Genomic DNA, 15,615 nt, shown 5'->3' on the forward strand with positions numbered 1-15,615 from the left:
TTTATAAGCGTATATTGTGAAAAGTGAGGTTAATAATTAATGGCATTAAAAGAAAAAGAATTTGGGCATTACGCTAAAAGAATTGATTATACGAAAGTAAGTGGGAATTTAGATTTACCAAACTTAATTGAAATTCAAACCGAAACATATGATTGATTTAAGAAAATCGGTATCAGCGAAGTGTTCAGTGAGGTATTTCCAATTGTGGGACATGAGGGAAATATTGTTTTAGAGATGTTAAATTGAGAATTTAGAGAGCCACGACGAACTATTTCTCAAGCAAAAGATGAATCAAAAATTTTTGAAGCACCAATTTATTCCAATTTAAAATTAACAATTAATTCAAAAGATTTAGAAGTAGAAAAATTAATTGTTAAAGGGGAACCAGAATTAATTAAATCATGAATTGAAGAACGTGTTGGGCACATGATCACAATTTTAAAAAAATCAACAGATGTTATTTATTATGATATTCACTCTGGCGATGAAACAGCAACATGTACGGTAACAATTAAGGAAAGACTAGAAGATAAGTTATTAGTGGATATTACAATTGAAAAAGAAGGAGAGGTCTTTTTTGGCGACTTTCCATTAATGACTGGAAAAGGAACTTTTATTGTTAATGGTTCAGAAAAAGTTGTTGTTTCACAATTAGTTCGTTCACCAGGAGCATATTATAAAATTGATTTAAACCGTAAAAATGGAGAAAACGTTTATTATGTTGATTTAATTCCATCGCGAGGAACATGGTTAGAGTTTGAATCAGATCATAAAAAAATTAAAGTTGGGAAAGAAGAACGCTTTGATAATGTTTTTTATGTAAAAATTGATAAATCACGAAAAGTTTCGGTTGCTAATTTCTTAACAGCATTAGGAATTATTAAAGAAGATGCGTTAGATATCTTTGGGGATAATAAACTAGTAAAAAGTACTTATGAATTAGACCCATATACTGGTGATATTGCATATGATCAAAGTGTTGCTGTTCAAGAAATTTATAAAAAAATTCGTTCGGGAGAGACAGCAACCCCTGATGGAGCAACAAAATATTTATATGGATTATTATTTGATAAACGTAAATATGATTTAACAAAAGCGGGACGCTTTAAATTAGTTCAAAAATTATCAGTTGAAAACCGAATTTATAATAAAGTTTTAGCTGAAGATATTAAAGATGTTAATGGTAAAGTTGTTTTTAAAGAAGGAACTTTAATGGATAAAGAGGCCATTAATAAATTAAAAGGAATTTTAAAAGCAGGAGCTTGTTTAGAAGAAGTGAAATTTAGTGATGAAATTTTTTGTTCAAATAAAATCCAAAAAATTAAAGTTTATGTTGATAATGAGGTTCGCACTCGCGTAGCGAATATTATTGGAATCGATCCAAATGCAACAGATGAATATGTTACTGTACCAGACATTTTGGCAACATTTTCATACTTATTAAATTTAACAGATGGAGTTGGTGAAGTTGATGATATTGATCATTTAGGAAACCGTCGTGTTCGAACAATCGGGGAATTGTTACAAAATCAATTTCGTATTGGTTTATTAAGAATTGAAAAAAATGTTAAAGAAAAAATGTCAACATCAAACTTATTTAAAATGAAACCATCAAATATTATTAATAATAAACCGTTGTCTGCTATTATTGGAGAATTTTTCAATTTGTCACAGTTATCACAATTTATGGATCAGACAAATCCATTAGCAGAGTTGACAAATAAACGTCGTTTAACAGCTTTAGGACCAGGGGGGTTATCAAGAGAACGTGCTGGATTAGAAGTGCGGGATGTCCATTATTCACATTATGGTCGAATTTGTCCAATTGAAACACCAGAAGGACCGAATATTGGGTTAATTAATAATTTAGCAACATATGCTAAGATTAATGCCTTTGGGTTTATTGAAACACCATACCGTCGTGTGATTGATTGTAAGGTTACTGCTGAAAATGATTATTTAACAGCAGATCAAGAAAAAAATTATGTTGTTGCGCAAGCAAATATTCGTTTAAGCGATAAAGGAGAAATTCTAGACGAGCAAGTAGTTGCACGGTTCCAGGGAGAAAATATTATTGCAACACGTAATGATGTTGACTATGTTGATGTTTCGCCAAAGCAAATTGTTTCAATTGCGACAAGTTGTATTCCTTTTTTAGAAAATGATGATGCTAACCGTGCGTTAATGGGAGCCAATATGCAACGTCAAGCAATTCCTTTAATTTCGCCAAATTCACCATATGTTGGAACAGGGGTTGAATATGCGGCGGCACGTGATTCAGGATTAGCAATTGTGTCACAATATGATGGTAGTGTTGATTATGTTGATGCAACAAGAATTGTTTTAAAAACAAAAGAAGGTCTAAAGAACTATAATTTAGATACTTTTGTGCGTAGTAATCAAGGAACTTCATTAACACATGTTCCATTAGTAAAACATGGGCAAAAAGTTGAAAAAGGCCAAGTTTTAGCTGATGGACCATCAATTGATAAGGGTGAGTTAGCGTTAGGGCAAAATGTTGTTGTTGCCTTTACGACTTGAAATGGTTATAACTATGAGGATGCTATCATTGTTTCTGAACGTTTAGTATCAGAAGATGTTTTTACATCGATTCATATTGAAGAATATACAATTGAACGTCGTCAAACAAAACAAGGGTCAGAAGAAATTACCCGTGAAATTCCAAATATTTCAGAAAATGCTCGTAAATTCTTAGATGATGATGGTTTAGTTATTATTGGAACAGAAGTTAAACCAGGTGACATTTTAGTTGGAAAAGTAACCCCAAAAGGTCAAACACAATTATCACCAGAAGATAAATTGTTACAAGCAATTTTTGGTGAAAAATCAAAAAATGTTAAAGATAATTCATTACGAGTACCAAATGGTGGGGAAGGAATTATTCAAGCAATTAAACGCTTTCCGCGTGAAAAATATGAACTATCTGCTGATGTTTTAGAAGTAATTAAAATTTATATTGTTCAAAAACGAAAAATCCAAGAGGGAGACAAAATGGCCGGACGTCATGGGAACAAAGGGGTTATTTCGAAAATTTTACCATTAGAAGATATGCCACATATGGAAGACGGAACACCAATTGATATTATGTTAAATCCATTAGGAGTACCATCACGGATGAATATTGGTCAGGTGTTAGAAATTCACTTAGGAATGGCTGCCAAAAAATTAGGACAAAAAGTTTCTACTCCTGTTTTTGATGGAATGACAAATGAAGAATTAATTGAAATTATGGAAAAAGCTAATATGAAAAACTTTGGGAAAGAAGTTTTAATTGATGGTCGTAGTGGTGAAAAATTTGATAATCCAGTTTCGGTTGGAGTAATGTATATGTTGAAATTATCACATATGGTTGATGATAAATTACATGCCCGAAATGTTGGACCATACTCATTAATTACCCAACAACCATTAGGAGGAAAAGCCCAAAATGGGGGACAACGTTTTGGAGAAATGGAAGTATGAGCGTTAGAAGCTTATGGAGCGGCACATACATTACGAGAAATTTTAACAATTAAATCAGATGATATTAAAGGAAGAACTCGTGCTTATGAATCAATTGTAAAAGATAAAAAAATTCCTGAACCAGGTATTCCAGAATCATTTAATGTTCTAACTCGTGAAATTCAAGGGTTAGGATTTAATATTCATATGATTGATGAAGAAGGAAACATTAAAAATATTAAAAGTTATGATGAATCAGATTATGTTGATGAAGACTTATTAACAGATAGTGATGAATTTGAAGATGAATTTGATATTGACAATTTTATTTTAAATACAAATCGTGAACCACAACAAGATGACATTTTAGATGGCTTTGCTAAAATCGAAGATGAGTTTGATTTGCAAGATAATTTAGAAGAAGATTCTTATGGTAACGGTGATATTGAAAGTGAAGTTGATTATGTTGATGATCAAGAAGAATTAAATTAAGGGGGAAAGAAAAAAATGATTGAAAATAATGAAAAAAATAATCGTATGATTAAGATCGGTTTAGCGAACCCCGAAGATATTCGCAGTTGATCATATGGAGAAGTAAAAAAACCAGAAACAATTAATTATAAAACTTTAAAACCAGAACGAGATGGTTTATTTGATGAAAAGATTTTTGGGCCAACTAAAAATTTTGAATGTGCTTGTGGAAAGTATAAAAAATCAAAAAATAAAGGAAAAATTTGTGAACGTTGTGGGGTTGAAATCACTGAAGCAATTGTTCGCCGTGAACGAATGGGACACATTGAATTAGAAGAACCAGTTAGTCATATTTGAATGTTAAAAGCAGCGCCAAGTCGAATTGCGTTAATTTTAGATATGAAAACAAAAGAACTAGAAGAAGTTGTTTATTTTGTGTCGTATATCGTTTTAGATTCTGGTGATGCTAAATCATTAAAACAAAAAATGGTTTTAGATTTAGGAAATGCTAAAACTTCGGCGGCAACTCGTCAACGTTTAACAAAAACCTTACGAGAAATTTTAGATACATTAGAACAAGGCACTATTGCTTATGAAGCTGGTGAAACAATGATTGAAGATTTAAAAAATACTTCATTACCTTTTTCAATGGATGAATGTGCCCAGTTTATTAATCGTCATACTAATGCTCGATTTGGAATTGGAGCTGAAGCAGTTGAAATATTATTAAAAAATTTAAATATTGATGATGAGATTGAAAAAATTAAACAAGATTTAAAGGATAAAAAAACGCAATTAGATCAAAATAAATTAATGAAACGTTTAGAAGTGTTAGACTCATTAAAAAAATCAGGTTCACGCCCAGAATGAATGATTTTACGAGCAGTTCCAGTTATTCCACCAGATATTCGTCCAATTATTCAATTAGATGGTGGTCGTTTTACTACTTCAGAAATTAATGATTTATATCGTCGTATTATTATTCGAAATGAACGATTAAAAAAAGTTAAAGCAATGGGGGCTCCAAGTGTTATTGTTAATAATGAAAAAAGGATGTTACAAGAAGCTGTTGATGCATTATTAGATAATGAACGAAAAGCACGTCCAGTAACCGGAAAAGACAAACGACCATTAAAATCATTAACAAGTATTTTAAAAGGAAAACAAGGTCGTTTCCGTCAAAACTTATTAGGAAAAAGAGTTGATTATTCAGGGCGTTCAGTTATTGCGATTGGTCCCGATTTAAAAATGTATCAATGTGGGTTACCTCGTGATATGGCAATTACATTGTTTAAGCCATTTGTTATTAGTAAATTAGTAAAAGATGGTTTAGCAGCAAATATTAAAGTTGCGGAAAAATTAATTTTAAACCAAGATGACAAAGTATGAGAAGTTTTAGAAGAAGTAATTAAATCACGACCAGTGTTATTAAACCGTGCCCCAACATTGCACCGTTTAGGAATTCAGGCTTTTGAACCAAAATTAGTTAAAGGAAAAGCAATCCGTTTGCACCCCTTAGTAACAACAGCTTTTAATGCTGACTTTGATGGTGACCAAATGGCGGTTCATGTGCCAATTACAGATGAAGCAGTTGCTGAAGCACGTAGTTTAATGTTAGGAAGTCGTAATATTTTAGGACCAAAAGATGGGAAACCAATTGTAACGCCAACCCAAGATATGGTGTTAGGAAATTATTACTTAACATACGAGGAAAAAGGACAGTTGGGGGAAGGAACAATTTTTAAAGATTTAAACGAAGCAGTTATTGCTTATGAAACTGGAGCTGTAGCTTTACATGCCTTAGTTGCAATTCCTGCTAGTGGTTTTGTTAATAAAAAATTTAAATCTGAGGAAATGAATGATTACATCATTACAACACCAGGAAAAATTATTTTTAACCAAATTTTTAAAGAAGAGTTCCCATATTTAAATGAACCAAATGTTGAAAACTTATCAGCATTACCAGCCCGTTCATTGATTAAAGATAATGTTAATTTAATTGAATATTTAGAAAAATGGGAAGTAAATCCACCATTTAAGAAAAAAGATTTATCAAATATTATTGATCGTTATTTTAAAATTTATGGTGCTAACAAAACTGCTGAAATGTTAGATAATATGAAAAATCTAGGGTTTAAATACTCAGGAAAATCAGGAGTAACTGTTTCAGCGGGCGATGTTAAGGTTTATGATAAAAAACAAGAAGAGTTTAAAGAAGCAGATAATAAGGTTAAAGAAATTAATGAATACTTTAAAATGGGAATGTTAACAAGTCGTGAAAAACAACACCGAATTATTAATGTGTGATCAAAAGTAAAAGATAATATTCAAACAGAATTAGAGCATGTTTTACGAGAAGACCCTAAGAATCCAATCTTTATGATGGCTGATTCAGGAGCACGGGGGAATGTTTCAAACTTTACACAGTTAGTTGGAATGCGGGGCTTAATGAATAACCCTAAAGGAGATATTATTGAATTACCAATTAAGTCTTCGTTCCGAGAAGGATTAACCGTATCAGAGTTCTTTATTTCAACCCATGGGGCGCGAAAAGGAATGGCTGATGTGGCGTTGAAAACCGCCGATTCAGGTTATTTAACAAGACGTTTGGTTGATGTTTCACAAGAAATTATTATTACAATAAAAGATTGTAATGCTCGTCGTGGTTTTGTTGTTTCTGATATTATTGAACAAAAGCACTCAAATATTATTGTGCCATTATTTGATCGCCTAGTCGGACGTTATAATTTAAAAGACATTAAATTAAAAAATGGTAAAGTAATTCCAGCTAATACATTGTTATCAGAAGAAGATAGTGCAGCGATTGTTGCTAGTGATATTAAAGAAGTAATTATTCGTTCTGTTTTAACTTGTGAAGCTGAAAAAGGAATTTGCCAACGTTGTTATGGGAAAAACCTTGCAACAGGAATGGAAGTTGAAATTGGTGAAGCAGTTGGAACAATTGCCGCACAATCAATTGGAGAACCAGGGACACAGTTAACAATGCGTACTTTCCATACTGGAGGGGTTGCCGGGGGAGCTGATATTACTCAAGGGTTACCACGGATTAAAGAATTATTAGATGTTACAACACCAAAAGGATCAATTGCTGTTATTTCAGAAATTGATGGTGTTATTAGTGACATTCGTGATGAAAGTGGAATCCATACCATTTATGTTGCGTCAGATAGTGATGAACGAAAATATAAAACACAATATAATGCTGTTTTAAGAGTTAAAATTGGTGATAAAGTTGTCCGTGGTCAAAAATTAACGGAAGGTTCAATTAACATTAAAGAATTATTAGAAGTTGCTAAAATTGAAGATGTTCACAATTATATTTTAAAAGAAGTGCAACGTGTTTATCGTTTACAAGGAATTGAAATTTCAGACAAATATATTGAAATTATTGTTAAACAAATGTTGAATAAAGTTAAAATTATTGATGCGGGAGATACTGAATTATTACCAGGTGAGATTGTGACAATTAAACGTTATCGTAATGAAACAATTAAAGCTGTCCGCTCAATGAAAAAACCACCAACAGCTAAACATGTTATTTTTGGAATTAAAAAAGCACCATTAGAATCAGAGTCATTCTTATCGTCAGCTTCATTCCAGGATACAACGCGGGTATTAGTTAAAGCGATTATCAAAGGAAAAGTTGATCGTTTAGAAGGCTTAAAAGAAAATATTATGTTAGGACATTTAATTCCAGCTGGAACAGGATTAAAAAATCCCAAAGATATTATTACCGCCGGAATTGCTGCTAAAGCTGAAGAATATTAGAGAAAAGACCGTATGGTCTTTTTTCTAATAAACCGTTAAATAATTATTGACTTAATTTTGGGTTTTATGTAATATTATATATGGATTGTATTCTTTGATACACTCGGATATGTGAAAAAGAAAGGAGCAAGTTTAATGCCAACAATTAACCAATTAGTTCGTAAACCACGTAAAGATAAAGTGTGAAAAACAAAAGCCCCCGCTTTAAATAGAGGGTTAAATTCTTTGCAAAAGAAACCAACTAATATAACCTCACCACAAAAAAGAGGGGTTTGTACACGTGTTGCTACAATGACACCAAAAAAACCAAACTCAGCGTTACGAAAATATGCCCGTGTTCGTTTAACAAACGGAATGGAAGTAACAGCATATATTCCAGGTGAAGGACATAACTTACAAGAACATAGTGTTGTCTTAATCCGTGGAGGAAGGGTTAAAGACTTACCAGGGGTACGTTACCATATTATTCGTGGAACATTAGATACTGCCGGAGTTAATAACCGTCAACAAGGAAGATCACTATATGGTACAAAAAGACCAAAAGCAGCGAAAGCTTAGTTAAAAAGAAAGGAGGAATTTTATGCGTAAACGCCAAGCAGAAAAAAGAGATGTTTTACCAGATCCAATTTATAATTCAAAATTAGTGACTCGTACAATTAACAAAATTATGGTTGATGGGAAAAAAGGAAATGCTCAAACAATTTTATATGGTGCATTTGATATGATAAAAGAAGAAACAAATAGTAATCCATTAGATGTGTTTAATAAAGCAATTGAAAACATTACACCACATTTAGAATTAAAAGTTCGTCGAATTGGGGGAGCTAATTACCAAGTTCCAGTTGAAGTAAATGATGATCGTAAAGTTACTTTAGGATTAAGATGATTAATTAGTTATGCAAGATTGCGTAATGAAAATAGTATGATTGATCGCTTAGCGAGGGAAATTATTGATGCATCAAATGGAATTGGTGGAGCAGTAAAGAAAAAAGATGATACTCATAAAATGGCCGAAGCAAATAAAGCTTTCGCCCATTATCGTTGATAAGAGACATAGAAAGGAATATAAAAATGGCAAGAGAATATTCTCTAGAAAATACGAGAAATATTGGAATTATGGCGCACATTGATGCTGGAAAAACCACAACAACAGAGCGGATTTTATTCCATACTGGTAAAATTCATAAAATTGGAGAAACACATGATGGGGCTAGTCAGATGGATTGAATGGCTCAAGAACAAGAACGTGGGATTACAATTACTTCAGCGGCAACAACAGCCTTTTGAAAAAATATGCGATTAAATATTATTGATACTCCAGGTCACGTTGACTTTACCGTGGAAGTGGAAAGGTCATTACGAGTACTAGATGGGGCCGTTGCAGTTCTTGATGGACAGTCAGGAGTTGAACCCCAGACAGAAACTGTTTGAAGACAAGCATCAACTTATGGGGTGCCACGTGTTGTCTTTGTTAATAAAATGGACAAAATTGGAGCTGACTTTTTATATTCAGTAAAAACAATTCATGATCGTTTACAAGCAAATGCACATCCAGTGCAAATTCCAATTGGAGCTGAAGATCAATTTTCAGGAATTATTGATATCATAGAACGAAAAGCTTATCATTACGATGGTGCAGCGAATGAGGATGCTCAAGAAATTCCAATTCCTGATGATTTAAAAGATTTAGTGGAAGAATATCGTACGAAATTAGTTGAAGCAGTTGTTAACTTTAATGAAGAGTTAATGCTAAAATACTTAGATGGAAATGAAATTTCAGTTCCTGAAATTAAAAGTGCAATTCGTGCCGCAACATTAACCGGAGAGTTTTTTCCAGTCTTTTGTGGAAGTGCCTTTAAAAATAAAGGAGTTAAATTAATGTTGGATGGGGTAATTGATTACTTGCCTTCACCAGTTGATATTCCATCGATTAAAGGGGTTTTAGAAGACGGAACCGAAGTTGAACGTCATGCTGATGATAGTGAACCATTTTCGGCTTTAGCATTTAAAATTATGACCGATCCTTTTGTTGGAAAATTAACATTTTTCCGTGTTTATTCAGGAGTGTTAAAAAAAGGAAGTTCTATCTTAAATTCAACAAAAGATAAGAGTGAACGAATTGGACGGTTATTAAAAATGCATGCTAATAATCGTGAAGAAATTGAGGAAGTTTATGCTGGTGATATTGCAGCAGCAGTTGGACTAAAATTAACAACAACGGGAGATACACTTTGTGATGAAAAAAATGAAGTAATCTTAGAATCAATGGTCTTTCCAGAACCAGTTATTAGTTTAGCCCTAGAACCAAAAACAAAAGCAGACCAAGAAAAAATGAGTTTAGCATTACAAAAATTAGCGGAAGAAGATCCAACATTTAGAACATGAACAGATGAAGAAACGGGGCAAACAATTATTGCTGGAATGGGTGAGTTACACTTAGACATTCTAGTTGATCGAATGAAGCGTGAATTTAAAGTGGAAACCAATGTTGGAGCACCACAAGTTTCATATCGTGAAACCTTTAAAGATAGTGCAGATGTAGAAGGAAAATACATTAAGCAATCAGGGGGACGTGGACAATATGGACACGTATGAATTAAGTTTGAACCAAACCATGATAAAGGTTTTGAATTTGTTGATGGAATTGTTGGAGGAAAAATCCCAAAAGAATTTATTGGATCAGTTAAAAAAGGAATTGAAGAATCAATGCAAACTGGGAAATTAGCTGGTTATCCAATGATTGATATTAAAGCAACTTTATATGATGGGTCTTACCATGATGTCGATTCATCACAAATGGCTTACGAATTTGCTGCTAGTTTAGCATTAAAGGAAGCAGCAAAAAAATGTAAACCAGTTATTTTAGAACCAATTATGGCCGTTGAAGTTACTGTTCCAGAAGAATACTATGGAGATGTAATGGGGAACTTATCATCACGTCGTGGTCAAATCGAAGGAAACGACCAACGTGGAAATGCTCAAGTTGTTAAGGCAAAAGTTCCATTATCAGAAATGTTTGGATATGCAACTGATTTACGAAGCTTTACCCAAGGGCGAGGAACATACACAATGTTATTCTCACACTATCAAGAAGCACCAAAATCAGTTACTGAAGAAATTATTAAAAAAGCTGGAAAATCAGCCGAGTAAGTTTATTAAAAACATGGTTTCATCCACCATTATAAAAAAAGGATTGCAAAGCAAGACAAATTAATTTACAATAGTTATGACATTTGTCTATTAAATATAGGAGGAAAAGATTAAAATGGCAAAACAAAAATTTGATAGAAGTTTACCACACGTAAATGTTGGAACAATTGGTCACGTTGACCATGGTAAAACAACTTTAACAGCGGCTATTACAACTGTATTAGCTAAAAAAGGATTTGCAGAAGCACAAGGATATGATAATATCGATAAAGCGCCTGAAGAAAAAGAACGTGGAATTACAATTAATACTTCACACGTTGAATACCGTACTGATAAAAGACACTATGCTCATGTTGACTGTCCAGGGCATGCCGATTATGTTAAAAACATGATTACAGGGGCTGCACAAATGGATGGTGCGATTTTAGTTGTTGCTGCAACTGATGGGCCAATGCCTCAAACAAGAGAACATATCTTATTATCAAGACAAGTTGGTGTACCAAAAATGGTTGTTTTCTTAAACAAATGTGATATGATGGGTGACGATACTGAAATGATCGACTTAGTTGAAATGGAAGTTAGAGACTTATTAAGTGAATATGGATTTGATGGAGAAAATACCCCAGTTATTAGAGGATCAGCATTAAAAGCACTTGAAGGTGATCCTCAATGAGAAGAAAAAATTATGGAATTAATGAAGGCAATTGATGAATGAATTGACGAACCAGAAAGAGATATTGCAAAACCATTTATGATGCCAGTTGAAGATGTTTTCACAATTACAGGACGTGGAACAGTTGCAACAGGACGTGTTGAACGTGGGGTTGTTAAAGTTAATGAAGAAGTTGAAATTATTGGATTAAAAGAAGAAACAAAAAAAGTTGTTGCAACAGGTTTAGAAATGTTCAGAAAATTATTAGATGACGCTAAAGCTGGAGACAATGTTGGGGTTTTATTACGTGGAGTAAACCGTGACGATGTTGAACGTGGACAAGTTATTGCAAAACCAGGTTCAGTTAAACCACATAAAGAATTTAAAGCACAAGTTTATGTTTTAAGTAAAGAAGAAGGAGGGCGTCATACGCCATTCTTTGGAAACTACCGTCCCCAATTTTATTTCCGTACAACTGATGTTACGGGTTCAATTAAATTACCAGCCGGAGTAGAAATGGTTATGCCAGCTGATAATGTTGAAATGACAGTTGAATTAATTGCCCCAGTTGCGATTGAAGAAGGAACAAAATTCTCAATTCGTGAAGGTGGTCGTACAATCGGTGCTGGAACAGTTGTTTCAATCATTAAATAATTAACTTTTTAAAAATAGCTCGCTTAAGAGCTATTTTTTATTATTTAAAAGTTTATATCTTGTTTTTATTATTGTTTTCTTATATAATAACTTACAAATAGGCCCGTAAAGGAGGAGCAAAAATGGGATATAATCCAACAGTAAATAATGCAGAAGTTGCAGCGAAAAGTAGTTTTCTAGGCAAATTCTTTGTTTATATTTGGTTTATTTTAATTTTTCCAATTTTCTTATTTATTTTATCAAGAAATAATTTGATTCGTAATAAAGAAAAAATTGAAGAAACAGCATCAGATATTGATGTACAATTAAAACGAAGAGTTGATATGTTAACAAAGTTAATTGATAGCACAAAACAATATATGAAGTATGAAAAAGATACCTTAACAACAATTGTTGAATTAAGAAGTCAAACTAATCAAAACTTAAATGTGAAAGAATTAGACAAGGTTAATAATGCAATTACTAGTCAAGCAGGAAAAATTAATGTTTTATTAGAAAATTATCCAGATTTAAAAGCAAACAACAGTGTTATTGAGTTACAAACAGGAATTAAAGATTGTGAAGATAATATTGCAGCTGCTCGTCGTTTTTATAATTCAGCAGTTCGTGATTTTAATGCCAGTTTAAAAACTTGGCCATCAAATGTTGCGGCAAGTTCATTACGTTTGAATACGTTCTTATATTTTGAAGCAGATGTTGCTGATCGCCAAGATGTTAAAATAGATTTAGGACAATAATTAATTGTTTCTAATTCTATTTTTTAAATTAATGAAGGAATTAAAATTAGCAAATGGAAAATAATATAACATCTTTAGAAGCGGTTGTTACAGAGAAATTTACTGAACTGGTTATGAAACATAAACTAACAAACATTAATTTTAAGTATTTAAAAAAACGCTATATGTATTTAAATTGATTTTTAATGACAATTACTTTTTTATTATGATTTTTGTTAATAATCAGTTTTATTAATATTCGATTCTCCTTTTTAACTGTATTAAGTTCCTTGGGAGTGATTGGACAAGTTATTCTTATTCTTGTAAGTTTAGTTACATTAAGTTGTGCGGGATACCTAACATTTAAATATTGAAAAGCAATAAAATTACAGAAACTTATCATTCAAGAATTACCTCTTGCAGAATTCTATCAAATAGCGATGGATGCTATTGCAACAAAGAAATATCAAGTTGATACAGTTAAAAAAGAGTTTAACCTTTTTCCTCGTGTTGGGGTGCCATCAAAAAGTGAAATTAGACAAGATTATGTTATTAATTTTCAAACAACAAATGTGAATTATTCATTTGGAACTTTAACAAGAAAAGAAGTAATTGATGCTGGTAAAAGTAAAGATATTATTTATACTCGTTATCCATATTTAACAATTGATGTTAATGAAGCATGAGACTTAGTTGCAACAATTAAAGCCATGCGGACTTTTTTAAAAATCTTTAAATCAAAAGATAATACTGATTTGGAATCAACAGAATTCGAAAAAATATTTGCTGTTAATGCAAATGATCAAATTTTAATTCGAAAGTTATTAACACCAAAGGTAATCGTTAACCTAATCGAATTAGCTAATGACAATAAAAAAATCCCCTTAATGCAATTTAATGGGGGATATATTACAATTGTTTTTAGCAATTACAATGTGAATAGTTTTAATGATATAACTGGCTGCTTACTTGGATTTTCTTTTGTTGGAACTTACCAAGAAGCAATAACGAATGTTATTAATGTTATTTGTAAGGACCTAGAATGATTATTAAGATCATTACAATGAATTGAAGCGTATGATTTTAAGCAGTAGTTTTTGATGGGGGAATTGGTCGGTTTAAAATAATTAGATTAACAGTGTTAAAACCACCGATAATAGAACAACTTCATAAAGCATAGCCTAAACCAGCATATCATAACTGTTTAATTGCATTATTAAAAGTTGTTTTTAAAATTAATTGTATTGAAACAATTGTTAAGAAGAAAAAAACAAGGGTAATAATAAAAACAAAAATATAAAAGTACAAGCTTAAACTTAATCTATTTTTATCATTATCATAGTGATAAATTTTTGAAAAAACAAAGGGGTTTTTAATAATTAAATAGTTAATAAATAATAATAGTAGATTAATGACAATAAAAATTGAGCAGTACATTAATTTATCTTGGGCGGACATTTTTTTTTGTAATAAAAAGATAATTAGAAAAATAATTGTAACCAAACCCAAAGCGGCAAGAAGCCATAATAAATGTCATTTTATTTTTTTAAGATAACTACGAATATTAATAATTTCCATTCTGAACTCCTTTTCTGCTAGTTGGTTATATCTTACTATAAATTTATAAGATAATATTATTTTTTCGGTTTTTATGGTTAAATATAAATGGAAAACTTGAGGAGGACATTTATGTATAAAGTGATTAAAGTAACCCCGTTTTTTTCGGAACGATTATGAGGTGGCCACAAGTTGGCTGATTTTGGGTTTCAATTACCAACAAATGATTTATATGGCGAAGCATGAGTTATTAGTGCTTTAGATAATGGAATGAGTTATATTGCAAGTGGAAAAGAACAAGGGGTTTCTTTAAAATCCTTTTATCAAAACCATCCTGAATATTTTGGCACTACGGAAAAAGAATTTCCGTTATTGTCAAAAATTATAACGGCAAATGATTATTTATCAGTGCAAGTGCATCCTGATGATGAATACAGTTTAAAACATAATAAAATGTTAGGAAAACCAGAATGTTGATATATTCTTGATTGTCCACCTGATGCTAAGATGATTTATGGACATCAAGCACAAACAAAAGCTGAATTAATTACAATGGTTGAACAAAAAGCATGGAAGCAATTATTTACCGAAGTAAAAGTTCAAAAGGGGGATTTTTTATATGTTCCACCGGGGAAAGTACATGCAATAACACCGGGGGTAACTGTTTTTGAGTTACAACGTTCATCAGATGTTACATATCGTTTTTATGATTTTGATCGTATGGATAAAGATGGAAACTTGCGCCCCTTGCATTTGCAAGAATGTTTTGATGTAACAACAGTTCCCGATTCAAATGAGCAAGTACAACATATTATAGAAGGAATTTTGGTTGATAATCAATATTTTACTTTACATTTACTAACAAAAACGCAAGAACTTGATTTATCATCCGTAAAATGAGGACAAGTAACAGTTGTCGAAGGGGAAATTATTATTGGGACAGTAAACCTTAAAGCCGGTGAATCAGCAATTATTGTTGATTTAAATCAGAAGATTACTGTTACTGTTAATGGTAAAGCACTATTAAGTTATAAAAAATAAATGGTTTAGGCGAAACTGTTTTTTTTTTTTTTTTTATAGAAAAAAGTTCCAGTTTATTTAAAAAAATAGATTTTTTTAAGTATTTTATTGCTTTTTAATGTTTAACATAATAAACTACTTATA

At 31.8% G+C, this 15,615-nt stretch carries 10 protein-coding genes; 9 read left to right on the forward strand and 1 reads right to left on the reverse strand.

Annotated features, from left to right (window positions below; all coding sequences use genetic code 4):
• The first annotated feature begins 39 nt into the window (after positions 1-39).
• The 8 genes from rpoB to S100390_RS00285 all read left to right on the forward strand — a co-directional run bounded on the left by rpoB (position 40) and on the right by S100390_RS00285 (position 13,988).
• Complete coding sequence (gene rpoB / locus S100390_RS00250; RefSeq protein WP_070406311.1) at positions 40-3,954, forward strand: DNA-directed RNA polymerase subunit beta; 3,915 nt, start codon at positions 40-42, stop codon at positions 3,952-3,954.
• A gap of 15 nt (positions 3,955-3,969) precedes the next feature.
• Positions 3,970-7,722 (forward strand): DNA-directed RNA polymerase subunit beta', encoded by a 3,753-nt coding sequence (gene rpoC / locus S100390_RS00255; protein ID WP_070406312.1) that lies wholly within the window; start codon positions 3,970-3,972, stop codon positions 7,720-7,722.
• Positions 7,723-7,857: 135 nt separating this feature from the next.
• Positions 7,858-8,280, forward strand: coding sequence for a 30S ribosomal protein S12 (gene rpsL, locus S100390_RS00260; RefSeq protein WP_070406313.1), 423 nt, complete (start codon positions 7,858-7,860; stop codon positions 8,278-8,280).
• A gap of 22 nt (positions 8,281-8,302) precedes the next feature.
• Positions 8,303-8,770, forward strand: coding sequence for a 30S ribosomal protein S7 (rpsG, locus tag S100390_RS00265; RefSeq protein WP_070406314.1), 468 nt, complete (start codon positions 8,303-8,305; stop codon positions 8,768-8,770).
• A gap of 23 nt (positions 8,771-8,793) precedes the next feature.
• The gene (gene fusA, locus S100390_RS00270) at positions 8,794-10,872 is read left to right on the forward strand and encodes an elongation factor G (RefSeq protein ID WP_070406315.1); all 2,079 of its coding nucleotides are present in this window, start codon (positions 8,794-8,796) and stop codon (positions 10,870-10,872) included.
• 115 nt (positions 10,873-10,987) lie between these two features.
• Positions 10,988-12,178, forward strand: coding sequence for an elongation factor Tu (gene tuf, locus S100390_RS00275; RefSeq protein WP_070406316.1), 1,191 nt, complete (start codon positions 10,988-10,990; stop codon positions 12,176-12,178).
• Between the two features lie 122 nt (positions 12,179-12,300).
• The gene (locus tag S100390_RS00280) at positions 12,301-12,915 is read left to right on the forward strand and encodes a LemA family protein (protein WP_070406317.1); all 615 of its coding nucleotides are present in this window, start codon (positions 12,301-12,303) and stop codon (positions 12,913-12,915) included.
• A gap of 53 nt (positions 12,916-12,968) precedes the next feature.
• Positions 12,969-13,988 (forward strand): DUF3137 domain-containing protein, encoded by a 1,020-nt coding sequence (locus tag S100390_RS00285; RefSeq protein WP_070406318.1) that lies wholly within the window; start codon positions 12,969-12,971, stop codon positions 13,986-13,988.
• Here S100390_RS00285 and S100390_RS00290 read toward each other — a convergent pair.
• On the reverse strand, positions 13,978-14,472 hold the full coding sequence (locus S100390_RS00290; RefSeq protein WP_070406319.1) for a hypothetical protein: 495 nt from the start codon (positions 14,470-14,472) through the stop codon (positions 13,978-13,980). The genes S100390_RS00285 and S100390_RS00290 overlap by 11 nt on opposite strands.
• Before the next feature lie 111 nt (positions 14,473-14,583).
• On the opposite strand from S100390_RS00290, the gene S100390_RS00295 reads away from it, so the two are divergent.
• Positions 14,584-15,492, forward strand: coding sequence for a type I phosphomannose isomerase catalytic subunit (locus tag S100390_RS00295; RefSeq protein ID WP_070406320.1), 909 nt, complete (start codon positions 14,584-14,586; stop codon positions 15,490-15,492).
• The last annotated feature ends 123 nt before the right edge of the window (positions 15,493-15,615 follow it).

Source organism: Spiroplasma sp. NBRC 100390, assembly GCF_001886495.1.
In the GTDB taxonomy this organism is placed as follows: domain Bacteria; phylum Bacillota_I; class Bacilli_A; order Mycoplasmatales; family Mycoplasmataceae; genus Spiroplasma.